At 57.6% G+C, this 22,153-nt stretch carries 17 protein-coding genes; 11 read left to right on the top strand and 6 right to left on the bottom strand.

Going from position 1 to position 22,153, the window contains the following annotated elements:
- Window positions 1–349: 349 nt before the first annotated feature.
- A complete protein-coding gene (locus ASB66_RS17870; RefSeq protein WP_041697279.1) occupies window positions 350–919 on the top strand; it encodes a CarD family transcriptional regulator in 570 nt (189 codons plus the stop codon).
- A 132-nt stretch (window positions 920–1,051) separates the two neighbouring features.
- Here ASB66_RS17870 and ASB66_RS17865 read toward each other — a convergent pair whose 3' ends face one another.
- The 3 genes from ASB66_RS17865 to ASB66_RS17855 form a co-directional block, all read right to left on the bottom strand.
- The gene (locus ASB66_RS17865; RefSeq protein ID WP_060718801.1) at window positions 1,052–2,779 is read right to left on the bottom strand and encodes a hypothetical protein; all 1,728 of its coding nucleotides are present in this window, start codon (window positions 2,777–2,779) and stop codon (window positions 1,052–1,054) included.
- Window positions 2,780–2,951: 172 nt separating this feature from the next.
- Entirely contained in the window at window positions 2,952–3,158 is a 207-nt protein-coding gene (locus tag ASB66_RS17860; RefSeq protein WP_060718802.1) for a DUF1737 domain-containing protein, read from the bottom strand.
- A 39-nt stretch (window positions 3,159–3,197) separates the two neighbouring features.
- Window positions 3,198–4,064, bottom strand: a complete 867-nt coding sequence (locus ASB66_RS17855) for an HpcH/HpaI aldolase/citrate lyase family protein (RefSeq protein ID WP_060718803.1) — start codon at window positions 4,062–4,064, stop codon at window positions 3,198–3,200.
- A gap of 113 nt (window positions 4,065–4,177) precedes the next feature.
- Between ASB66_RS17855 and ASB66_RS17850 the strand changes: the two genes are divergently transcribed.
- The 4 genes from ASB66_RS17850 to ASB66_RS17835 all read left to right on the top strand — a co-directional run bounded on the left by ASB66_RS17850 (window position 4,178) and on the right by ASB66_RS17835 (window position 7,378).
- Window positions 4,178–4,417 carry a hypothetical protein gene (locus tag ASB66_RS17850; protein WP_060718804.1) on the top strand — a complete coding sequence of 80 codons (240 nt, stop codon included), beginning with the start codon at window positions 4,178–4,180 and terminating at the stop codon, window positions 4,415–4,417.
- A 126-nt stretch (window positions 4,418–4,543) separates the two neighbouring features.
- On the top strand, window positions 4,544–5,149 hold the full coding sequence (gene leuD, locus ASB66_RS17845) for a 3-isopropylmalate dehydratase small subunit (RefSeq protein WP_060718805.1): 606 nt from the start codon (window positions 4,544–4,546) through the stop codon (window positions 5,147–5,149).
- A gap of 175 nt (window positions 5,150–5,324) precedes the next feature.
- Window positions 5,325–6,437, top strand: coding sequence for a 3-isopropylmalate dehydrogenase (gene leuB / locus ASB66_RS17840; RefSeq protein ID WP_060718806.1), 1,113 nt, complete (start codon window positions 5,325–5,327; stop codon window positions 6,435–6,437).
- A 134-nt stretch (window positions 6,438–6,571) separates the two neighbouring features.
- Window positions 6,572–7,378, top strand: coding sequence for a phosphatase PAP2 family protein (locus ASB66_RS17835; protein WP_060718807.1), 807 nt, complete (start codon window positions 6,572–6,574; stop codon window positions 7,376–7,378).
- Between the two features lie 58 nt (window positions 7,379–7,436).
- Here the strand turns inward: ASB66_RS17835 and ASB66_RS17830 are convergent, their stop codons facing one another.
- Window positions 7,437–9,320: an MFS transporter gene (locus ASB66_RS17830; protein WP_060718808.1), complete on the bottom strand. Its 1,884-nt coding sequence runs from the start codon at window positions 9,318–9,320 to the stop codon at window positions 7,437–7,439.
- A 159-nt stretch (window positions 9,321–9,479) separates the two neighbouring features.
- On the opposite strand from ASB66_RS17830, the gene ASB66_RS26275 reads away from it, so the two are divergent.
- The 4 genes from ASB66_RS26275 (at window position 9,480) to ASB66_RS17815 (ending at window position 13,874) form a co-directional block, all read left to right on the top strand.
- Window positions 9,480–9,656 (top strand): hypothetical protein, encoded by a 177-nt coding sequence (locus ASB66_RS26275; RefSeq protein WP_156544734.1) that lies wholly within the window; start codon window positions 9,480–9,482, stop codon window positions 9,654–9,656.
- Between the two features lie 162 nt (window positions 9,657–9,818).
- Window positions 9,819–10,853 carry an aspartate-semialdehyde dehydrogenase gene (locus tag ASB66_RS17825; protein ID WP_060718809.1) on the top strand — a complete coding sequence of 345 codons (1,035 nt, stop codon included), beginning with the start codon at window positions 9,819–9,821 and terminating at the stop codon, window positions 10,851–10,853.
- Window positions 10,854–10,981: 128 nt separating this feature from the next.
- On the top strand, window positions 10,982–11,800 hold the full coding sequence (locus ASB66_RS17820) for a lytic murein transglycosylase (RefSeq protein ID WP_060718914.1): 819 nt from the start codon (window positions 10,982–10,984) through the stop codon (window positions 11,798–11,800).
- Between the two features lie 217 nt (window positions 11,801–12,017).
- Window positions 12,018–13,874 (top strand): di-heme-cytochrome C peroxidase, encoded by a 1,857-nt coding sequence (locus ASB66_RS17815; protein WP_234613287.1) that lies wholly within the window; start codon window positions 12,018–12,020, stop codon window positions 13,872–13,874.
- Window positions 13,875–13,987: 113 nt separating this feature from the next.
- On the opposite strand, the gene ASB66_RS17810 is transcribed toward ASB66_RS17815, so the two are convergent.
- Both ASB66_RS17810 and pdxY read right to left on the bottom strand, forming a co-directional pair.
- Window positions 13,988–14,629 (bottom strand): carbonic anhydrase, encoded by a 642-nt coding sequence (locus ASB66_RS17810; RefSeq protein WP_060718811.1) that lies wholly within the window; start codon window positions 14,627–14,629, stop codon window positions 13,988–13,990.
- A 71-nt stretch (window positions 14,630–14,700) separates the two neighbouring features.
- On the bottom strand, window positions 14,701–15,579 hold the full coding sequence (pdxY, locus tag ASB66_RS17805) for a pyridoxal kinase PdxY (RefSeq protein ID WP_060718812.1): 879 nt from the start codon (window positions 15,577–15,579) through the stop codon (window positions 14,701–14,703).
- A 237-nt stretch (window positions 15,580–15,816) separates the two neighbouring features.
- Here pdxY and ASB66_RS17800 point away from each other — a divergent pair, with 237 nt between their 5' ends.
- Together ASB66_RS17800 and ASB66_RS17795 are read left to right on the top strand one after the other, a co-directional pair.
- Window positions 15,817–20,622, top strand: a complete 4,806-nt coding sequence (locus ASB66_RS17800) for an NAD-glutamate dehydrogenase (RefSeq protein ID WP_114386811.1) — start codon at window positions 15,817–15,819, stop codon at window positions 20,620–20,622.
- Between the two features lie 71 nt (window positions 20,623–20,693).
- Window positions 20,694–22,070: an MFS transporter gene (locus ASB66_RS17795; protein WP_060718814.1), complete on the top strand. Its 1,377-nt coding sequence runs from the start codon at window positions 20,694–20,696 to the stop codon at window positions 22,068–22,070.
- Window positions 22,071–22,153 lie beyond the last annotated feature (83 nt).

The following is a 22,153-nucleotide window of genomic DNA, read 5'->3' as shown; positions in this document are numbered from 1 at the left end:
AGGCTGGCCAATGACAGGTCAAACCGACCCCTTAAAGAAGAACAGTTTCCGCCGTCAAGCTGTCGCAAGGCAGCAAAATATTGATTTCCTCACTTTTTTATGTTAAGCCTATAGAACTGATCCACACGTGAGGGCATTTGTGTGCCCAAACCTACCGCGAAAGCCGAAAAATCCACGAAAGTTATGTTTGTGACATGTAAACCTCGCCGGTTCTGTCGCTGATGTGCTTTTATTCGTTTGATCGTAACTGGATCAGCATGGAGTCACCCGACGGTTCCCCCGTCTCATCCGGGTCTTTCGGCCTGGGGTCGGCTGTCGCCGATACAGTAACAGGGAGTTTTTAGAGCGAATGACGACCCAGCAGAAAAAATCCTCGACACGTCAGGGCTTCAAGACAGGTGAGGCGATCGTTTATCCGGCCCATGGCGTCGGTACGATCACCGCCATTGAAGAGCAGGAAGTCGCGGGCATGAAGCTTGAGCTTTTTGTAATCGATTTCGATAAAGATAAAATGCGTTTGAAAGTGCCGGTCACCAAGGCTGTCACCATTGGAATGCGCAAGCTTTCGGAAACCGATTTTGTCGATCGGGCTTTGAAAGTCGTTCAAGGCAAGGCGCGTGTCAAGCGGACCATGTGGTCACGCCGGGCACAGGAATATGATGCGAAAATCAATTCCGGCGATCTGATTTCCATTGCCGAAGTGGTGCGTGACCTTTTCCGTGCCGAGCACCAGCCGGAACAGTCCTATTCCGAGCGTCAGCTCTATGAAGCCGCATTGGACCGCATGGCGCGTGAAATCGCCGCCGTCAACAAGATGTCTGAAACCGAAGCCGTTCGGCTGGTGGAAGTCAATCTTGCCAAAGGCCCGAAGCGCGGCAAGTCCGTGGAAGAAGACGAAACTCAGGAAGAAGCAGCGTAAGCTTGCTCATCTCAACATAAAAAAGCCCGGCATTGCCGGGTTTTTTTATGTCTTCTGCACATCCATGGATGCTGGAGCTCAGGTTTTGCAGCGGATTTTCCGAAAATGGATGTCCAGTTTTCGCTGAAAACTCTAAAACAATGCTCCGGCAAACAACTGTTCGTCGTCTTCAAAAACCTCAGCCTGATCTACAACCATGTCCAAGCCAGCCTGCAACGGCAGGAAACGCTGATGGATATCGCGCTCCTGCGCCATCGTGTAGATGGCAAAGATTTTCTGGCTGAGCGGCAGCGCAGCAGCGGGAATAGCCGATAGCGACGGCATATGTCCGCGGGCGCGGTCGGCGATTGCCAGGCAATCCAGCAGCAGACCACCCAATTCGCCATCGAAATCAAGCTTGGTCACCGCCGCGCTGATGCGGCTGAACACCAGCTGGCCTTCGGCCCCAAAGGCCTCAAGCCCCTTTTCCATATCCGTCGCGACAACACGGATCTTATCCAGCGCCAGGTTCAGCGGCTCATGAATATGGTTGATGTCGTCACTGTCGTCGCGGGTCAGCGACGCCGTCGCCTCTTCGACGCAGCGCATGTCCTCAACAATGGCATCGGCTGGGGTTTCCAGCTTGGCGGCAAAGGTGCGCAATTCACCACTGACGACATTCACGGACCGACCGGCATCACCAAGACGGGAGCAGCGAAGATTGGAATTCAGCGCCATGTAGTGAATATCGGTCTTGATCGACCGGATCGTCTCAATGCCTTCCTGAAGCGCCTGAGCGGACTGGGTAACGGAACTGACGACAGCATCCGATTCATGGCTGCGGTCCTGTACGCGCGCCGAAAGCGCGCAGGCGTGGCTGATATCGCTTTCCATCTTGCGCAGCAGGCTGCGATCATTATCGCCGCCCGACTGGTTCAATTCGTCACGCAGCGCCAGAACGCGAGCGGCATCGCTGGTAAAGCTCGACATATTGGCGGCAATCGATGTGCATTTCTGCCGGAAATCATCCAGGGATTCCTGCAATTGCGCGTGCGCAAGATGCAGGACAGCCTGGCGAAGCGCCTCTTTTTCAGCCGGATCACGCAGTCCGCCAGCCGCAAAAAATTCCTCCAGATAGTCAAGGCTACTCTGGATATGCTCAATGCGCTGGCGGGTAATGTCACCAATTTGCAAGGCCGAGAGCACGTTGGCGATCTTGCCCTGAATGGCGCGCGTGAGCCCTTTCACATCATTGGCAATTCCGGCCATTGTCTTGTGCTGGGTTGCCAACTGGTCGGAGCTGAGGGTCAGCGAACTGACGATGGTGGGAATGGTATTGCTGAAGTCCGACAGGATGCCATCGGAAAACGCCCGCGCCGTGTCCAACTGGCCGCGCATGCCCGCCAATTGCTCGGCAAACCGGTCGATCTCCTCGGCTCCGGACTGAATACGCTCGCGGATTTCATCGGCAAAGCCTGAAAACTCGGCAAGCCCTGCCCCGGTGATCTTCACGGTGATGGCGAATGTGCGCAGGTAGCGAATGGTCTCGCGCATTTCCTCAACATGGGAATAAGTCGAGGCACACTGATCGGAGATCTGGCTGAAGGAGTCCTGGCGCGCCGATGCTCGTGCGGGCAGCAAGGCGAGATCGGAAACCGTCTTGCGAAGACCCTGCACGGTCTCCGTTGTCGTCTTGCCATCCAGAACACCGGTCAAATGATCGAGACTATCGACCAGGCTACCGAGATTATCCATCACCGATACCAGTACGGCGCCGCCATCGAGAAAGGATTTCTCGATCCGCGAATGGGCGGAGGCAAGCTTCACCTCAAAATCGGAGTGCGGATTGCCGGTCGAATGGGCCTTGAAAACTGGTCGCACGAAAACACCTCACAAGAGCGATATTTCGGCACATTAGCTCCAATTCAAGAATGACAGGTAAATTCTGCAAAACATTCGCATCGAATTCGAGATAATGACAAACCTTCAAGAGGACCCTCGAGCCGGATGCATTTTCGCACCCGGCCAGCGACTTAACAGCGACTTAAAACGCTTATTGTTCACCCAGCTTCATCAATGGATCATACTCCTTGCCCTCGACGGTCTTCACCACCGCCTGACCGCAATAGGTCTGGTTGACGGCAGGGTTGAATGTCAGACTGGGCGAGCCGTGCAGTTCCCAGCCCTTGTTAAGGGCATCGGTCACCCGGTGACAGAAGGTGGCGTCGTCAGGACCCGTGAGGAAACGATAGACTTTCATAGGGATCATCCTTTCTGGAGTGGAGATGATGGTCTTGGTTCAAGACAGAGACAGTTTGGACAAAAGATACTCGGCTTCGGCGACATGCAGCCGCTCGATCATCCGGCCATCCCGATTGATGACGTTGAGATGCGCTGCCTCAGGCGCGGCAAAAGCAGCGACAATCGCCCGCGCCTCGGCGACCTCGGCTTCCGATGGTCCGAAATACCGATTGGCCGCCTCGATCTGGGCCGGGTGGATCAGCATCTTTCCGTCAAAGCCCATCGAACGGCCCTGGCTGCATTCGGCTGCAAACCCGTCCAAATCGCGAAAATCGTTGGAAACCGCATCAATGACATCAAGTCCGTAAGCCCGGGCAGCCAGGACCACCTGCATCAGCCAGGGAGCCAGATATTGGCGGCCAAGGCCCGGTGGCACTCGGGTTTCCTTGCGCAGATCATTCAGCCCGACCACAAGGCATTCCAGCCCCAGCGCCGCGCTCGCCTTGGCAAGCTCCGCCGCCGCCAGCACAGCCTTCGGTGTCTCGATCATCGCCCAGAGAGCGGGCTCCGTCCCGGCACCCGCTCGAAGCCGGTCCAGATCTTCCACCCGTTCAGCTTTGGGCAGCAAAACAGCATCTGGCTTGATCGACTCGACAAAGGATAAATCCTCGGCAAACCAGCTCGTATCACTGCTGTTGACGCGGATAATGGCTTCACGACCGTTCAAATCCGCGTGTTGGAGAAACTGCCGCAGGTTGCTGCGTGCCTCGGTCTTGCTCTCCTCTGCAACCGAATCCTCCAAATCAAAAATCACTCCATCGCAAGGCAGTGACAAGGATTTTTCCAATGCGCGAAGGTTGATAGCGGGAACGCTGATCAGCGAGCGACGAAAACGCTGCCTGCGATTGGGCGGATTGATCTGCATGGCGCTTCGCCTTTCGGTTGTCTGACTTTCGCTGCGACAAGGGTTGCGACCTCAATAACTCTTGTAAAGCGTCAGGAGAAGCCCCACCTTCAAACCATTGAAAGGAACATACGATGCAGAACCTTCGTGCTCTTGGATTGCTCGGCCTCGGGGTCATTGCCTTGACTGCGGCAGCCTTATTGACTTTCTCGCTGACGCTTGTGCTCGGTGTCGTTTTGACGGGAACGCTGGCCTGGCGCGCTTTGACGCTTAAGCCCAAGCCGGTTGCCGTCCACGCCCGAAAGCGCCAGTCCGAAGAGCAGCAGCCGGTGCGGATCTGGAATGATGGGCGCGGTACCATTATTGATATGTAATGGTTCTTAGGACCCATATGACTCTACGTCGCTGAAAAGAGCGGTTCCAAGATTCTCCTTCAAATCAGAAGGCTTTTCGGTTATGCGAAAAGCCAATCTCATTCAGGTCCAGTGAAGGTAACGTCTATGGAAAAGTTCACGAAGCTCACCGGGGTCGCGGCACCGCTGCCGGTCGTCAATGTCGATACGGATATGATCATTCCCAAGGATTATCTGAAGACGATCAAGCGTACTGGCCTTGGAACAGGCCTGTTTGCCGAAGCCCGCTATAATCAGGACGGCTCGATCAATCCGGATTTCGTGCTCAACAAGCCCGCCTATCAAAATGCCAAGATCCTGGTCGCTGGCGACAATTTCGGCTGTGGCTCCTCGCGTGAACATGCGCCGTGGGCTTTGCTGGACTTCGGCATCCGTTGCGTGATTTCCACCAGCTTTGCCGATATCTTCTACAATAACTGTTTCAAGAACGGCATCCTGCCGATCGTCGTCAGCCAGGAAAACCTGGAAAAGCTGATGGATGACGCCCAGCGCGGCTCAAACGCAGTCGTGACCGTGGATCTGGAAAGCCAGGAAATCACCGGTCCGGATGGTGGCAGCATCAGCTTCGAAATCGATGAGTTCAAGCGCCATTGCATGCTGAATGGCCTCGATGACATTGGCCTGACCATGGAGAAATCCAGCTCGATTGCTTCGTTCGAGACGTCCAACGCAGCATCTCGCCCCTGGGCCTGATCTGAAGTCATTGCCCACAACCCGTGGCAGTCATACCGAAGGCGGAACGCAGGTTCCGCCTTTTTCTTTGCCATCGAGCATGGCCAAACCGTACCGTTAGCAGCGCTGGCGTCCTTGAATTGCCCTTGATCGCCCGATAAAACCGCCGCACTCCTGTTTCAAACGAGGTCGGCTCATGACAGTTCGCAAACTCTTCCTTCTTCCTGGCGATGGCATTGGGCCTGAAGCCATGAACGAAGTTCGCAAGATCGTTTCCTATATGAATTCCGCGCTGGGTGCGGGCTTTGAGACCGACGAAGGTCTGGTTGGCGGTTGCGCCTACGACGCGCATGGGGCCGCAATTTCCGAGGCTGACATGGCCAAGGCGATGGCTGCGGATGCCGTACTGTTCGGCGCTGTCGGCGGTCCGAAATGGGATGGCGTCGAGTATGACGTTCGCCCGGAAGCTGGCCTACTGCGGCTGCGCAAGGACCTAGAATTATTCGCCAACCTGCGTCCGGCGATCTGCTATCCGGCGCTGGCCTCTGCTTCCTCGCTGAAGCCGGAACTGGTCGAAGGCCTCGACATCCTGATTATCCGAGAGCTGACCGGCGGCGTCTATTTCGGTGAGCCGAAAACCATTACCGACATCGGCAATGGCCAGAAGCGCGCCATCGACACCCAGGTCTACGACACCTACGAAATCGAGCGGATTTCTGCTGTGGCCTTCGAACTGGCCCGCACTCGCCGCAATGCGGTCTGCTCGATGGAAAAGCGCAATGTGATGAAATCCGGCGTGCTCTGGAACCAGGTGGTGACGGCGCTGCACAAGGAGAAATTCTCCGACGTCAAGCTCGAGCATATGCTGGCCGACGCCGGTGGCATGCAATTGGTGCGTGCTCCAAAGCAATTCGACGTCATCGTCACCGACAATCTGTTCGGCGACATGCTGTCGGACGTCGCCGCCATGCTGACCGGCTCGCTCGGCATGCTGCCCTCCGCTTCGCTTGGCGCCCCGGATGCCAAGACCGGCAAGCGCAAGGCACTGTATGAGCCCGTCCATGGCTCGGCACCGGATATCGCCGGTCGCGGCATTGCCAACCCAATCGCAATGATCGCCTCGTTTGCCATGTGCCTTCGCTATTCCTTCGCCATGGTCGATGAAGCCGACAAGCTGGAAAAAGCCATCGCCAACGTGCTCGACAAGGGTATTCGCACCGGCGACATCATGGCGGACGGCTGCAAGCAGGTCGGCACTGTCGAAATGGGCGATGCAATCCTCGCCGAATTCCAATCCCTGATGAACTGATCGACGGGGTTGATGAGGATTTCCAGCGCAAGACGCAGGCTTGCGCTGGAACAGGATTGCAGTGTCACATAGCTGAAGACATACCCCTGTATGTGCTGGTTCTCTGATAAGGGACGCAGCGCACGGGGGTCGCGATGACAATTCTTGCCAGGATCAAGAACGGCCGACGACGTGTGCCGGATTGCCGGACGCGCCTGTGTCTGTTGGCGGGGTCAAGTCTGGTTGTGTTGATGGCGCTGCTGTTCGATAGCGCCATCGGCAATGCGGGCCGCCTGACCTGCCCGGTCTTTTACCGGATTGCCACCGTTCTGACCCGCATCGGCCAATCTGACTGGTGCCTGCTGGTCAGTTTCCTGATCGCCATTGAGGCCGCAGCGGCATCGCGATTGGCCAGAACGGCGGAGGACAGGTGCCGGGCGCTGTTCGTCAGCGCACTTAGCAGCTACGCTTTCCTGTCGATCGCTGGTTCCGGAATTGCTGCCAACCTGCTCAAGAGAGCCTTCGGCCGGGCTCGCCCCGATCAATTTTCGGATGCCGGTGCCTTCGACTTTCTGCCCTTTGCCGGTTCGGCGCGTTTTGAGAGCTTTCCGTCCGGTCACGCCACCACCATCGGAGCACTGATGATGATCGCTGCCCTGATCGCCCCACGCCATCGCCCGATCCTTGCCATCGCCGCTCTTTGGCTCGGCATGACAAGGGTGATGGTCGGTGCGCATTACCCGAGCGACGTGGTGGCCGGTCTGGGCTTCGGGGCCTGGTTTGCGTGGATCGTAGCGCTCGGCTTTGCCCGTCGTGGACTGGTTTTCCGCCTCTCTTCCGACGGCAATCTCGTTCTGCGGCAAAAACTGATCGGGGATGGCGGCCAACGGTATGACATGCCGCAGAGGGCGCAGACATCCCAACAGGAACCCAACCCGTCCTTGTCTGCGGCAGCAGCCTGAATAAGAAAGGCGCCCGGAAAGTCGATTTCCGGGCGCCTTGACGTGTGACAGGAAGGGATCAGCCGTCGATATCGTTATTCTTGGTTTCCTTCAGGAAGATCATGCCGATGATGAAGGACATCCCGGCGATGATAATCGGATACCAGAGGCCGTAATAGATATCGCCCTTGGCCGCGCTCATCGCGAAGGCCGTCGCTGGCAGCAGGCCGCCGAACCAGCCATTGCCGATGTGATAGGGAAGCGACATGCCGGTATAGCGAATACGGGTCGGGAACATTTCCACCAGCATCGCGGCAATCGGCCCGTAGACCATGGTGACATAGATCACCAGCACCGTCAGTACGGCAATCAGCGGCACCCATTTGACCTGGGCGGGGTCCGCCACCATCCTGAATGCACCGCCATTGGCAACGGTATAGACCGCCATTTCAGGAGCAGCCGCAGCTGTTGCCTCTTCCGGGGTCAGCAACTTGTCGGTGACGAGCTTTGCTGTAGGTACCATAGTCTTGGCCCCGGTGCGGACAGTGTCGGCACTCAGACCCAGTTCCGCATTGGCGGCGATAAAGCCGTCAAGCTTGCTATCGGGGACCTGAACCGGCGCCCGAACCAGCGGATAACCGTTCTGTTGCAGGGCGACATTGATCTTTTTCTGCAGGGCGGCATCCAGAGCCTTGGCATTGGCGCCAGCCTTGACGGCGTCATAGCTTTCAATCTGACTATCGCCAAGCTTTACCGTCGCAGCCGAGCCAGCCGGGCCGGGTACCACTTCATACGGCACGGAATTCTTGGTCAAAAGCGCCGTGGCTATGTCGCAAGAGGTGGTGAATTTTGCCGTGCCGGTCGGATTGAACTGAAAATTGCAATCCTTGGGATCGGCAGTCACCGTTGCCTTCAATGTATCCTGCGCCTGCGCCAGAGCTGGATTGCCAGCCCAGGTCATCGCCTTGAACAGCGGGAAATAGGTCACCATAGCCAGAAGCAGCCCCGCCATGATGATCGGCTTACGGCCGATCTTGTCGGAAAGCCAACCGAAGACCACGAAGAACAGGGTGCCGAACGCCAGCGCGATCGCCACCATGATATTGGCGGCCTGTGGATCGACCTTCAGAACATTCTGCAGGAAGAACAGTGCATAGAACTGGCCGCAATACCAGACAACTGCCTGGCCGGCGACAGCACCGAACAGGGCGAGAATGGCGATCTTGGCATTCTTCCACTGACCGAAAGCTTCAGAAATTGGCGCTTTCGACTGAGTACCCTCTTCCTTCATTTTCTTGAAGGCGGGCGATTCGTTCATCTGCATGCGAATCCAGACGGAAATCCCGAGCAGAATAACCGACAGAAGGAAAGGAAGACGCCAGCCCCAGGCAGCAAAGGCTTCCTTGCCCATGGCCGTCTGGATACCGAGAATGATCAGCAGCGACAGGAACAACCCAAGCGTCGCCGTGGTCTGGATCCAGGACGTATAGAAACCGCGACGGCCATGCGGCGCATGTTCGGCCACATAGGTCGCAGCACCCCCGTATTCACCGCCCAGCGCCAGGCCCTGCAACATGCGCAGCACGATCAGGATGATCGGGGCAGCGATGCCGATGGTCGCCGACCCTGGTAGAATGCCGACCAGGAAGGTCGAAGCGCCCATTATCAGGATCGTTACCAGAAACGTATATTTTCGCCCGACCAGATCGCCCAGCCGTCCGAACACCAGCGCGCCGAAAGGCCGCACCAGAAAGCCGGCGGCAAAAGCCAGCAGTGTGAAAATATTGCGGGTGGTTTCAGGATATTGGGAAAAGAAGGTCGCGCCGATGTAAATCGCCAGCGAACCGTAGAGATAGAAATCATACCACTCGAAAACCGTGCCGAGCGAAGAGGCGAAAATGACCTTTCGCTCCTCCTTGGTCATGCTGCGCGGCGCGGCGTGCAGGCTTGCGGCATTTGCCATTGCTGTTCCTCCAGAACGAGTTCTCCGATGGCCGCGCACCTTCCTCCAAGGCTCAATTCGCGGCTCCGAATTACCAACAGACTGACAGAATTCAGGGGAAATCGAGAGGCATGCTTTGGGCTTATGACTTTCGTCTAATGTTTCAGTCGGTTCGTCGACATGGAAATGGACGATCCGTTCGAGAATTTGCACGCGCGCGGCGCCTATTTGCAGCGTGAATTTCTTGACACCGGCACAAAACCCGGTAAAGGCAAGGACGAAAGGATCATGGAATGCGCGCACTTGGCTTTTACAGTGCTGACCATCTGGAACCGGCAGGCTCTGCCCGGGCGATGATGGCGTTTGCCATGTCCTCAACCACCAAGGCCAAAACGACGACCAAAACCGTCTGACGTCTCTGGCCTCCGCTCTCTCCCCGGCACGGCCGGGGACAAGGAAGACGCGGTCACGCGCCTTCCCCCTCAAAAAACCGAGGAGAGACAGAAAGAGAGCAGGAAAATGGGTTTCAAAGTTGCAGTCGTAGGCGCCACCGGCAATGTCGGGCGCGAAATTCTCAATATTCTCGTCGAACGCGGTTTTCCGGTCAGCGAAGTCGTGGCACTCGCCTCGTCCCGCTCGCAGGGCACCGAAGTGTCTTATGGCGACAAGGTTCTGAAGGTTCAAAACCTGGAGAACTATAATTTTTCCGATACGGATCTTTGCCTGATGTCGGCGGGCGGCACGATTTCGCAGAAGTGGTCGCCGAAGATCGGTGCTCAGGGCTGCGTGGTCATCGATAACTCCTCGGCCTGGCGCTACGATTCGGATGTGCCGCTGATCGTGCCGGAAGTAAACCCGGACGCCATCACCGCCTTCAAGAACCGCAACATCATCGCCAATCCCAATTGCTCGACGGCCCAGCTGGTCGTGGCCTTGAAGCCGCTGCATGATTTCGCAACCATCAAGCGCGTCGTCATTTCCACCTATCAGTCGGTGTCCGGCGCCGGCAAGGAAGGCATGGACGAGCTGTTCACCCAGACCCGCGCCGTCTTCGTGGCCGATCCGGTCGAGTCCAAGAAGTTCACCAAGCGGATCGCCTTCAACGTCATCCCCCATATCGATAGTTTCATGGAAGATGGCTATACCAAGGAAGAGTGGAAGGTCCTGGCCGAAACCAAGAAGATGCTCGATCCGAAGATCCGCGTGACCTGCACAGCCGTGCGCGTTCCCGTCTTTATCGGTCATTCGGAATCGGTCAATATCGAGTTCGAACGGGAAATTTCTCCTGACCAGGCCCGCGACATCCTGCGCGAAGCACCGGGCTGCCTGGTGATCGACAAGCATGAAGACGGCGGCTACATCACCCCCGTTGAATGCGCTGGCGAAGACGCCACCTACATTTCCCGGATCCGCGAGGACGCCACGGTTGAAAACGGCCTGAATATCTGGGTCGTCTCCGACAATCTGCGCAAGGGCGCGGCTCTCAATGCCGTTCAGATCGCAGAATTGCTGGTCAATCGCGGCTTGATCAAGCCAAAGGCCCTGGCAGCCTGAAGACGGGATTTCGGCAACGGCTGGACGCAATCGCGCTCAGCCGTTTTGCCTTGCTCGACTTGAATGCAGATAAGCCGGATGCAGCCGAAAGGCGGCTGCCCCCCTTCCCTTTTCCAGACGAGGTATCGATGCGAACCAGGACGTTTTTTGCCATAGCTTTCACGGCTCTTGCCACAATGGCGACAGCACAGGCTGCAAATGCCGCCCAATGCGGCAATACGTCCGCCGGTTTCGAGCAATGGGTGGAAGGCTTCAAGCGGGAAGCAGCAGGCCGTGGCATCAGCCAATCGGTTCTCGACCGCTCTTTTGCCAATGTCCGCTACAATGTCCCGACCATCCGGGCCGATCGCGGCCAGAAGAGCTTCAAGCTCTCCTTCGATGAATTCATGAAAAAGCGCGGTGGGCAAACCATTATCAGCCGCGGCAAGTCGATGAAAAGAGCCAATGCCCCGCTTTTCGCCAGCATCGAGCGGCGTTTCGGCGTGCCAGCTGGCCCGATCATCGCCATCTGGGGCATGGAAACCGGGTTTGGCAGCTACATGGGCAATGAACACACGCTGTCCGCTGTCTCGACCCTGACCTACGATTGTCGTCGCAGCGATTATTTCCGTGAGCAGCTTTACGCCGCCTTGAAACTGGTGGCCGATGGCGATCTGGACGTAAATTCCCGAGGTGCTGCCCATGGGGAAATCGGCCAGACACAATTCCTGCCGAAAAACGTCACGCTCTACGGCGTTGACGGCGACGGCGACCGCCATATCGATCTCATCCATTCCCGCGCCGACGCCCTGTCGTCTACGGCTAATTTCCTGAAAGGCCATGGCTGGCAGCCAGGCCTTGGTTATCAGCCGGGCGAGCCGAATTTCTCCGCCATCGGCGGCTGGAATGCGGCCACGGTCTACCAGCAGGCGATTGCCTATATCGGCAAGCAGATCGACGCTCCCTGAGAGCTACAGGACCGTGGAGAAAACCGGCATGGCTTTCGCTTCGTGTCTATAGATTAGAACAATCCATGAATGAAGGGCGGAGCATTGAAAAATGCACCGCCTTTTTGCTTAGAAGTGTACTAATTTGATATTATCTTATTGGTTGCAATTTCAGTTATTGCGTGCATTAATACCCTCTAAATTTCAAATTTAGGTTGATATGATCGAGGGGGGCTTCGTGAAAAATATCAAAGTCGCGACATCGTTTGTTGCAACACTCTGTCTTATCGCTGGCTCGGCCAGCGCCCAGAGCCTTGTCTATACGGATCAGGGCAGCAACTGGTCCGCGATGGATCGAGCGATCTATTACACTCAGGACCAAGGATCGCGCCTGATGCCGCTTTCCTGGATGCAGGCGCTCACCTTGCCGGATGGCACGCCGTTTCTCACCGACAATCTGACGCGATATGGCTATCTGACAATGGATGGCCCGAACAACGGGCTTCCGGTTGGCTTTACCGTGACGGGCCCGGATTCCCGCAAGGAGGTGGGCATGACTTGCGCCGCCTGCCACACACGGGAAATCGCCGTTTCCAATATCCGATACCGCATTGATGGCGGGCCAGCACTCTCCGATTTTCATAGCTTCCTGCTGGATCTAGATGCAGCCACACAGAAACTTGCCTCCAATCCAGCAGCCTTTGATAGTTTTAGCAAAACGGTTCTAGGAACGGATTACCAGGATCCCAGCAGCCGCGCGCAATTGCAGGTGGATTTTACGCTTTGGACCCAACGCTACCATGCTATCGTCAGCAAGGGCGTTCCCCATGAGAGTTGGGGTGTTGGCCGACTGGACGCAGTGGGGATGATCTTCAACCGGCTCACGGGCCTTGATCTCGGTCCGCCGCCATCACGGTTGATAGAAGACAATATCCAGCCCGCCGATGCGCCGGTCCGTTATCCGTTCCTGTGGAATGCCGCCATCCAGGACCGGACCCAATGGCCAGGCTTTGCCGCCAATGGCAGCGATATTCTGGGCCTGGCGCGCAACGTGGGTGAAGTCTATGGGGTATTCGGTGTTTTCGAACCCACCAAGGAAAAATGGTCGCTGCTCGGCTATGATTATTTGAAGGGTAACTCCGTCAACTTTGATGGGCTCAGCACTTTGGAGGATCTGATCAAGCAGATGGGGCCTCCCAAATACCCCTTTCCCGTCGATGCGACGCTCGCCAGCAAAGGCGAAACACTTTTCAACACTTGGCGCGGTACCAATGGAAATGGCAGCAGTTGTTTCGATTGCCATGGCCAGAAGCCCGGCACGCCCTCGCTCGGTAATGCCACCTGGGCCACACCCCTGGTGGATGTCGGAACTGACAGCCGTGAATATAATGTCATGAACTGGACGGCCTCACCCGGTGTGATGACAGGCGCCCGCATTCCCTTCGCCAACGACAAACTCGCCGCAACCTCGCCGTCCATCGATATTCTGACCGTTGCGGTCGAAGGCAGCATTCTACAGCATTATGCCGAGAGCATATTCGATCTGCGCGACCTGAAATTTCCGTTGTTGCAGAGTGCCATCGACGATGCGTTCGAGTCGAAGCTGCCAGAGCTCAACCTGTCCTCGGATCTCAGGGAGTTGCAGAATGCCTTCCCGCGCTCGCAGGGTCAGACATTGGCTGCGGTCCAGGCAAAAATCTCCACCGCAAGGAAAAATGCTGCACTCAAAGCAACCGGAAGTACGGCTGGCCAGGCACCGGACTCGTCGAATTCTCCGACCACCGAATTCAAATACGAGTCCCGGGTTCTCTACGGCATCTGGGCCACGGCACCCTATCTGCACAACGGTTCGGTTCCAACCCTTGCGGATCTGTTGAAATCGACCGCCCACAGACCACAGAAGTTCGCTGTCGGCGCCGATTATGACCCGAAGCTGGTCGGCATCGCCGCAACCCAAACCGGATTGAATACGATCACGCAGACGACGGATTGCAGCCAGCGAAATTCCGGCAATAGCCGCTGCGGCCATGAGTTCGGCACCGACCTGTCCGACAATGACAAGGTGGCACTGCTCGAATATCTCAAGACACTGTAATAAATTACGCCACTGTAAACAAACAACGGGACCGGTTTATCCGGTCCCGTTGCATAGAAGAGGCTCTCAAGCCTTCGATACATTGACGATGGGCGACGTTTTTCCGACCGAAATTACGGATCAAGCCGCCGGAAATCGCGGCTGTCGGGGTCCATTACCCATAATTCTCCATTGGAGATATCGAACCAGGCACCATGGATGGCCAATTTGCCCTCCTCTTCCAAAACCCTTACATTGGGAAAAGTGCGCAGGTTTTCAATGGAGTTGCGGATCGAGATCCGCTCCATCGCCGTCTGGCGCTCAGCATCAGTCATGACTGAGGCATTCTGGATCTGCTCGGCGGCGGGCTTGATCAGGTTCATCCATTTTCCGATGAAATCGCCAGGAGACAGCGGCTCGGAATCCGGGTCCAATGCAGCGCGGATACCACCGCAACGCCCGTGGCCCATGACGATGATGTTTTCGACCTTCAAGGCCTGAACGGCAAATTCGAGCGCCGCGGAGGTTGAGTGATATTGGCCATCCGGCTCATAGGGCGGCACCATATTGGCGACATTGCGCACCACGAACAATTCACCCGGACCACAGTCGAAGATGGTTTCTGGGGCCGATCGGGAATCGCAACAGGCGACGACCATGGTTTTGGGGTTCTGGCCCTGCTCGGCCAAGGCACGATACCGGTCCCGCTCGTCGCTGTAGCGGCCGTTCATGAAGTTGCTGTAACCGGCGAGAAGGGAAGCTGGAAAATCTGTCATGGCTCTGGATTATCGCGGCGCAGCACGGTTGACAAGCAAGGAAAACCACCAGTATCCGCGGCCTTCACACGTCATGGGCGAACTGGCCTGCTGGCCGGATGCAGCAGCCTGCGAATCTGCACCAGCGCCATCGGCGTGATCAGGCTCGATTGGTCCTGTTCCAGGGTCAGTTCGTCACTCTGGCGTTTCAGTGATCGTGCCAGGACCTCGTATACGCTGGCTGTCGCCAGTTGCAGGGCCTTTTCCTCGCTATGGCTCTGAAGAAGCCTCGCAAGAAGCAGTGCCGAAAACAGATCGCCCAACCCGTTCGGCACCCCGTCCATCGCCCGGTGTTCGGCCAGCAGCGCATTGCGGTTCGACAGAAGCAGGTTGCCGATACTGCCCGCCATCATCGGTACCGCTGAGGTAACCGCCATCAGCGACGGCCCGAGCGACAGGGCCGCATCGATGATCGCAGCGTTGGTTTCCAGCCCGGCACCGGCCATCCAGGCCAATTCATAGCGGTTGGGCGTCGCGATATCGGCCAGCGGGATCAGGTGATCGCGGATCGCAATCGCCGTCGCCTCCGGCACGTAGAGGCCTTGCAGATCGCCGATGACAGGATCGCAGAGATAAACGAGATCAGGATTTTGCTGCTTCAACGCCTGAACCAGTCGGGCCACAGCCAATGGCTGGCGAGCACTGCCGAAATAGCCCGTCATGACAGCCTTGACCTCGGATAACCAGGGAGCCCGGATCAGGTCATCGATGGCTGCATCGAAGACCTCATCTGGAAAGCTCATGCGGGTGGAGGGACCGTGGCCCGGATGCCAGGGCAAGACCACCGTTGGCATCGACCAGACTGGGAAGCCAAGGCTTTCAAGCGCGAAGACGGCGGCGCGATTGCCGACCGATCCGCGAATGACATGGCTGGAAATGGCGATGACGGCACCGGCGGGGCTTTCGGACATGGATGGATGAAACCTCGTGAACGTGTAATCCTACTCGACGCTTTTGAGGAAGTTTTGTCAAATTTTGATGGCTGGCGGCGTAAATTCGGATGCTTTTTGGGATTTTGTCTTCAGAAAAATGAAAAAAACAAAAAATCGGCTTGTGGAACCCACATTTGCCCTAACAGATATGATTCTGAAATCACTGGTAGTGCACAGTGACGATGATACCGCAGCAAAATGCCTTGGAGGAAAGTCGTGGTTGCAGCAAAACGGGTAAAACGGGACCAGCTTTTTGAGCTTGCCAGATCCACAGCCGGAGAAAACCAGCCCGGTCTCATCGATCCGGCCGCCCTTTTCGGACGCGCCAGCGATGACGATCTCCAGCATTACGACGCCGCAATGCTTCGAGCGGCGGCCCTTCGCGCCAGCCAGGACCTGCAAGACTGGCAAGGCAAGGCAGCACAAGTGCGCATTGCCCCCGTCGAAGGCATCGCCGCCGATGGCGCAAGCCTCAGCGTGCTGTCCATCGTCGATCGCAACAAGCCGTTTCTCTACGATTCTGTCATGGGCGAGGTCACGAGCCAGTTTCGCGATATTCATCTCACCATCCATCCAATTCTGGTCCAGACGGAGGGTCGCTGGGCACTCGCTGACACCCAGACCGAAGCCAGCGACCGGGTCAGCTATATCCAACTGCATCTGGCACCCTTGAACGAGGATCAAGCCAAGGGACTTGCGGAGCGGCTCCAGTCCGTCGTTGCCCAGGTCGGCACCGTTGCCAGTGACTGGCAGCCGATGATCTCGCTGCTCGACAGCGTCATGGCCGAATTGACTGAGCAGTCCAATGTCAAGCGCAAGACGGAACGGGCCGAAGCCATCGCCTTTCTGGAATGGCTGCGCGACGATAATTTCACATTCCTCGGCATGCGCGAATATCTCTATTCCGGCGAAGGCGCCGGTGCGACATTGGAACGCGACAAGGGCCGTGGACTGGGCATCCTCTCCAATCCCGATGTTCTGGTGCTGCGCCAGGGCCGTAATGCCGTGACAACCACGCCGGAAATCCTGGCTTTTCTTCAAGGGCCGGATGACCTGATCGTCACCAAGGCCAATGTCAAATCCGTGGTGCATCGCCGCGCCTATATGGATTATATCGGCATCAAGCGTTTCGATGCCGCAGGCAAGGTTGTCGGTGAGTTGCGGGTCGTCGGCCTGTTTACAGCCACCGCCTATACCCATTCCGTCAATCACATTCCTCTGCTGCGCGCCAAGGTCGAGAAGGTCACCGACCAGTTCAATTTCGACCCATTGAGCCATTCCGGACGGATATTGCAGAACACGCTGGAATCCTATCCACGCGATGACCTGTTCCAGATCGATACCGAAACGCTTTCGCGCTTCTGCGAGCAGATCATGGATCTGAGTGAGCGGCCAAGGGTGCGCGTGCTGCAACGCATCGACCATTTCGACCGTTTCGTCTCACTGCTGGTTTTCGTGCCACGTGAGGAATATAATTCGCTGGTGCGCGAAAAGATCGGCGCCTATTTCACCAAGGTCTACGATGGCCGCCTCTCGGCTTATTATCCGGCTTTCCCGGAAGGTGGCGTGGCGCGGGTGCATTTCATCATCGGCCGGTCGGAAGGCAAGACACCGCGCATCGCCCAGAACAAGCTGGAAGAAGCGGTCAAGGCCATTACCGCCCGATGGGATGACCGCTTCGCAAGCCTTGCGCCGCCGAAATCGCCGCAACTGGTCGTCAGCCGCGCCTTCGAGGATGCCTTTACGCCGGAAGAGACTGTCGCCGATCTCAGCCATATCCAGACCTGCCTGTCCGGTGCGAAAGCCTCCATCGCCTTCCACAATCGCCAGACGGCGGAAGGCCAGACGCTTTATCTCAAGGTGTTCCACGCCGGTCATCACCTGCCACTGTCGCGGCGCGTGCCGCTGCTGGAAAATCTCGGCTTCAGCGTCGTCAGCGAGCGAACCTTCGACATTACCGTCAAAGGTACTGGCCAAGCCGCTGGCAAGACCGGGGATCAGCTGGTCGTGTTGCATGACATGGAACTGGCGGTTCGCGCTGGCCAGGATTTCGACATTGCCCGGCATGGCGCCCGTGTGGAGGCCACGTTCCTTGCCGTCTTCAACGGCGTGGTCGACAACGATGCCTTCAACCGGCTGGTGTTGAGCACTGGGCTGAATGTCGGCGAAGTGGCTGTTCTGCGCGCCTATGCGGCCTATCTGCGCCAGGCGGGCTTGGTCTATTCCCTCACCTATATTGCCGAAACACTGAACAAATATCCTGAGATCACCGCCGATCTCTTCACTCTGTTCCACCAGTCTTTCGATCCGAAGCTTTCTGAAAAATCGCGTCCGCGCAAACTGGCGGAACTGCGCGACGGTATTGAGACGGCGCTCGCCTCCGTACCGAGCCTGGATGAGGACCGTATCCTGCGGCGTTACCAGAACGCTGTTGATTCGACCCTTCGCACCAATTATTTCCAGAAAAGCCCCTCTTCGCAGAAAAACAGCGGCAGCACTGTCAAGCCGATGCTGGCTTTCAAATTCGATCCGCAACAATTGGACGGCCTACCGCAACCGCGCCCGTTCCGGGAAATGTTTGTCTATGGGGTTGAGGTCGAGGGCGTGCATCTGCGCTTCGGCAAGGTTGCCCGTGGCGGCTTGCGCTGGTCGGACCGCGCCCAGGATTATCGGACCGAAGTGCTTGGCCTGGTCAAGGCGCAGCAGGTCAAGAATGCGGTGATCGTGCCTGTTGGCGCCAAGGGCGGCTTCTTCCCCCGGCAATTGCCAAGCCCCGCCAACCGTGAAGACTACCTTCGGATGAGCCGTGAAGCCTATATGACCTATATCCGCACACTGCTGTCGATCACCGATAATATCAAGGACGGTGCGGTCGTCGCCCCCGCCGATACGGTGCGGCTGGATGGAGACGACCCCTATTTCGTCGTCGCTGCCGACAAAGGCACAGCAACCTTTTCCGATACGGCCAACGGTCTGGCCCGCGAGGCCGGGTTCTGGCTGGACGATGCCTTCGCGTCCGGCGGCTCTGCCGGTTATGACCACAAGAAAATGGGCATCACCGCCCGAGGTGCCTGGGAAGCTGCCAAGCGGCATTTCCGCGAAATGGGTGTCGATATCCAAAAGACACCCTTCACGGTCGCAGGCGTCGGTGACATGTCGGGAGACGTGTTCGGCAATGGCATGTTGCTGTCACGCAAGATCAGGTTGATCGGTGCCTTCGACCACCGTGACATTTTCATCGATCCCGATCCGGACATGGAAAAATCCTTCCAGGAACGCAAGCGGATGTTCGGCCTCGCCCGCTCCAGCTGGCAGGATTACGATAAGACATTGCTGTCCAAGGGCGGGATGATCATTTCGCGGACGGAAAAGTCAGTCACCTTGACCCCGCAAGCCGCCGAGGCAATCGGCCTTGCCAAGAAAGTGGCGACACCGTTTGAAATCATGACCGCGATCCTGAAGGCGCCGGTCGATCTGTTGTGGTTCGGCGGTATCGGCACCTATATCAAGGCGCTGTCGGAAACTGACGCAGAAGTCGGCGACCGTGCCAACGACCCGATCCGCATTACCGCGGATGAGGTCGGCGCGAAGGTGATCGGCGAAGGTGCCAATCTCGGCGTCACCCAGAAGGGCCGCATCGCCTTTTCGCTGAAGGGCGGACGGTGCAATTCCGACGCCATTGACAATTCGGCAGGCGTCAACTCCTCCGACGTCGAGGTCAATATCAAGATTGCCCTGTCAACGGCGGTATCAAGCGGTCGCCTCGATCTCCCGGCGCGCAACAAACTGCTGGCCTCGATGACCGAGGAGGTCGGCGAGCTGGTCTTACGCAACAACTACCTCCAATCCCTGGCGATTTCGCTGGTGGCACGCCAGGGCAGCGGTAATCGTGATGAGCTGTCGCGGTTGATGACCGTATTGGAGGCTTCTGGCCGGTTGAACCGCAAGGTGGAAACCCTGCCGGATGATGCGGCGCTGGCGGAACGCTACGCCGGTGGTCAATCCCTCACCCGCCCTGAAATCGGCGTGCTTCTGTCCTACGCTAAGATCTCGCTGTTTGATGATCTGGTCGAAACCAGCCTGCCGGACGATCCCTATTGCGCCAGCATTCTCAGCAATTACTTCCCGAAGAAAATGCGCCGACCTTACGCCGATGACATTGCCACCCATCGGCTGCATCGTGAAATCATTGCGACGGTGCTTGCCAACCATATCATCAACCGTGGCGGCCCCGGCTTCATGGCGTGGATGAGCGACGCGACTGGCGGTACGGCGGAGGATATTGCCAGAGCTGCTCTTCTGACCCGCGATGGGCTGGATCTGCGGGCCTATTGGGACCGGATCGACGCGCTGGACGGGGAAATTTCCGGCGAAGCCCAGAACGATCTCTACCAGCGGGTCGCCACGGTCTACCGCGTCTTCACCAAACTGGCCATTGATACACGATTGGCCACCGGTGACCTGTCGGATGTAGTGCGCAAGTTGAAAAGCGCGATCAAATCCTTCAAGGGCTTCAGCCGCTCGGTCACGCCAGCCGATTTCTCGGCGCAAATTGGTGCCGAGGCCAGCGCCATGACCGCTGCGGGCGTGCCGGAGGATCTAGCCGAGGACCTCGCCGAATTGTGGAGCCTGACGGTTACCCCGGAAGTTATTTCTGTTGCACTTCGGGCCGATGCCAGCCTGCAAAAGGCAACCGAAGGCTATTACAAGGTCAGCGAAATCTTCCGGATCGGCAGGCTGCTGTCGTCGGTCGAAAAAATCCCGACCAGCGACCATTACGACAGCCTGGCCCGGCTGCGCAGCCTGGATCTGGTGCTGAAGGCGCGGCGCAATATCGTCGTCCAGGCCCTGACCCAGCACGGGGACAGCCGCGATCCGGTTGCGGCCTGGCGGTCTGCGGATACACTGCGGATCAACAGATTGGGCAGCGAGTTGATCGCGCTCACGGAAGGCGATCCGAGCCTGTCACGCTTGACCGTTGCCGCCAGCCTGCTGACGGACATCGCCCAAGGCGCTGCGTGAAGGCCCATTGAAGCTGTCATGAGATAATGCCAGTGTCGCCGCCGAGATCATCGGCGGCGACAGGTACGACAATGCAATCAGATGCACAGACAAGGCAGGCCAGCAGATCCGGCATATGGGGCTGGATGCTGTTCGACTGGGCCGCCCAGCCCTTCTTCACCGTGGTCACAACCTTTATTTTCGGTCCCTATTTCGTCTCCCGCTTCACCAGCGATCCCGTCAGCGCACAGGCTGCGTGGAGCAATGCAGCCACCGTCGCCTCGGTGGTGATCGCCCTGCTCTCCCCGGTCCTGGGTGCCATTGCTGACCGCAGCGGCTCGCGCAAGCCCTGGATCGCCTTTTTTGCTGTCATCAAGATCACCTGTCTGCTGCTGCTGTGGGAAGCCGTTCCCGGCTCTCCGGTGATCTTTCCGCTGGTGCTGTTCAGCCTTGCCTCAATCGCCGCCGAATTCTCTATCGTCTTTAACGATTCGATGATGCCGAGGCTGGTGAGTGCCAAAGATGTTGGGCGGATTTCCAACATGGCCTGGGGGCTCGGCTATCTCGGCGGGATGATTGTGCTGATTGCCGTCGTGCTGTTCGTTGCCGCCAACCCTGAAAGCGGCAAAACCATTTTGGGCAGCACGCCGCTGTTTGGTCTAGACGCCACGACGGGCGAGGATGCCCGTGTGACCGGGCCGGTCTCGGCGCTCTGGTATCTGCTGTTCATCCTGCCAATGTTCTTCTTCACACCCGACCAGCAGAAGGGCGATCCGTTTGGCAAGGCGGTGAGAGCCGGGCTTGCCGACCTCAAGGCCACGCTACGCGAGGTGCGGCGCCGGGCGGGTATCCTGAGGTTTCTCATTGCCCGAATGATCTATCAGGACGGTGTCAACGGCCTGCTGATCCTCGGCGGGGTGTTTGCCGCCGGCATGTTTGGCTGGTCAACGATGGAAATCGGTATTTACGGGATTATTCTCAATGTCGTCGCCATTTTCGGTTGCGCCCTTGCCAGCCGGTTGGATGCGGCGCTCGGCTCGAAAACCATGGTGATCATCAGCCTGATCCTGCTTTTAACGGCCACCTTCGGCATCATTTCCACCGGCCCCGGCTTCACCGCCTTCGGCCTGATACCGCTTTCGCCTGATAGTACCGGCAGCCTGTTCGGCACGGCGGCGGAAAAAGTCTATATTCTCTACGGCATTATGATCGGCCTTGCCTTCGGCCCAGTTCAGGCCTCGTCCCGCTCCTACCTCACCCGCAGCATCGCTCCTGAGGAAGCAGGCCGTTATTTCGGCATCTATGCGCTGTCGGGCCGCGCCACCAGCTTCATGGCAACCCTGTCATTTTCCCTGATCACCACCGCCACTGGCTCATCACGGGCGGGCATGGCGAGTTTGGTCATCTTTCTCGGCGTTGGGCTGGTGCTGCTGCTGGCGACGCCCTACCCGGCTGATAAGAAGAGCTGAAAAATCCAGCTTCAAATCTGAATACTGCATAAAAAACCGGCTGAGATCACTCTCAGCCGGTTTTCATGTTTCAGATAGCAGAA

The organism is Gillisella vitis, from assembly GCF_001541345.2.
GTDB classification, from domain to species: Bacteria; Pseudomonadota; Alphaproteobacteria; order Rhizobiales; family Rhizobiaceae; genus Allorhizobium; species Allorhizobium vitis.
This window is presented reverse-complemented; position numbering and strand designations above follow the sequence as displayed.

Coding starts and splice junctions, on each gene's coding strand:
- leuB (WP_060718806.1), top strand. CDS start 5,325: ATGACAGTTCGCAAACTCTTCCTTCTTCCTGGCGATGGCATTGGGCCT.
- ASB66_RS17810 (WP_060718811.1), bottom strand. CDS start 14,629: ATGACAGATTTTCCAGCTTCCCTTCTCGCCGGTTACAGCAACTTCATG.
- ASB66_RS17870 (WP_041697279.1), top strand. CDS start 350: ATGACGACCCAGCAGAAAAAATCCTCGACACGTCAGGGCTTCAAGACA.
- ASB66_RS17825 (WP_060718809.1), top strand. CDS start 9,819: ATGGGTTTCAAAGTTGCAGTCGTAGGCGCCACCGGCAATGTCGGGCGC.
- ASB66_RS17850 (WP_060718804.1), top strand. CDS start 4,178: ATGCAGAACCTTCGTGCTCTTGGATTGCTCGGCCTCGGGGTCATTGCC.
- ASB66_RS17860 (WP_060718802.1), bottom strand. CDS start 3,158: ATGAAAGTCTATCGTTTCCTCACGGGTCCTGACGACGCCACCTTCTGT.
- pdxY (WP_060718812.1), bottom strand. CDS start 15,579: ATGTCCGAAAGCCCCGCCGGTGCCGTCATCGCCATTTCCAGCCATGTC.
- ASB66_RS17835 (WP_060718807.1), top strand. CDS start 6,572: ATGACAATTCTTGCCAGGATCAAGAACGGCCGACGACGTGTGCCGGAT.
- ASB66_RS17795 (WP_060718814.1), top strand. CDS start 20,694: ATGCAATCAGATGCACAGACAAGGCAGGCCAGCAGATCCGGCATATGG.
- ASB66_RS17820 (WP_060718914.1), top strand. CDS start 10,982: ATGCGAACCAGGACGTTTTTTGCCATAGCTTTCACGGCTCTTGCCACA.
- ASB66_RS26275 (WP_156544734.1), top strand. CDS start 9,480: ATGGAAATGGACGATCCGTTCGAGAATTTGCACGCGCGCGGCGCCTAT.
- leuD (WP_060718805.1), top strand. CDS start 4,544: ATGGAAAAGTTCACGAAGCTCACCGGGGTCGCGGCACCGCTGCCGGTC.
- ASB66_RS17855 (WP_060718803.1), bottom strand. CDS start 4,064: ATGCAGATCAATCCGCCCAATCGCAGGCAGCGTTTTCGTCGCTCGCTG.
- ASB66_RS17830 (WP_060718808.1), bottom strand. CDS start 9,320: ATGGCAAATGCCGCAAGCCTGCACGCCGCGCCGCGCAGCATGACCAAG.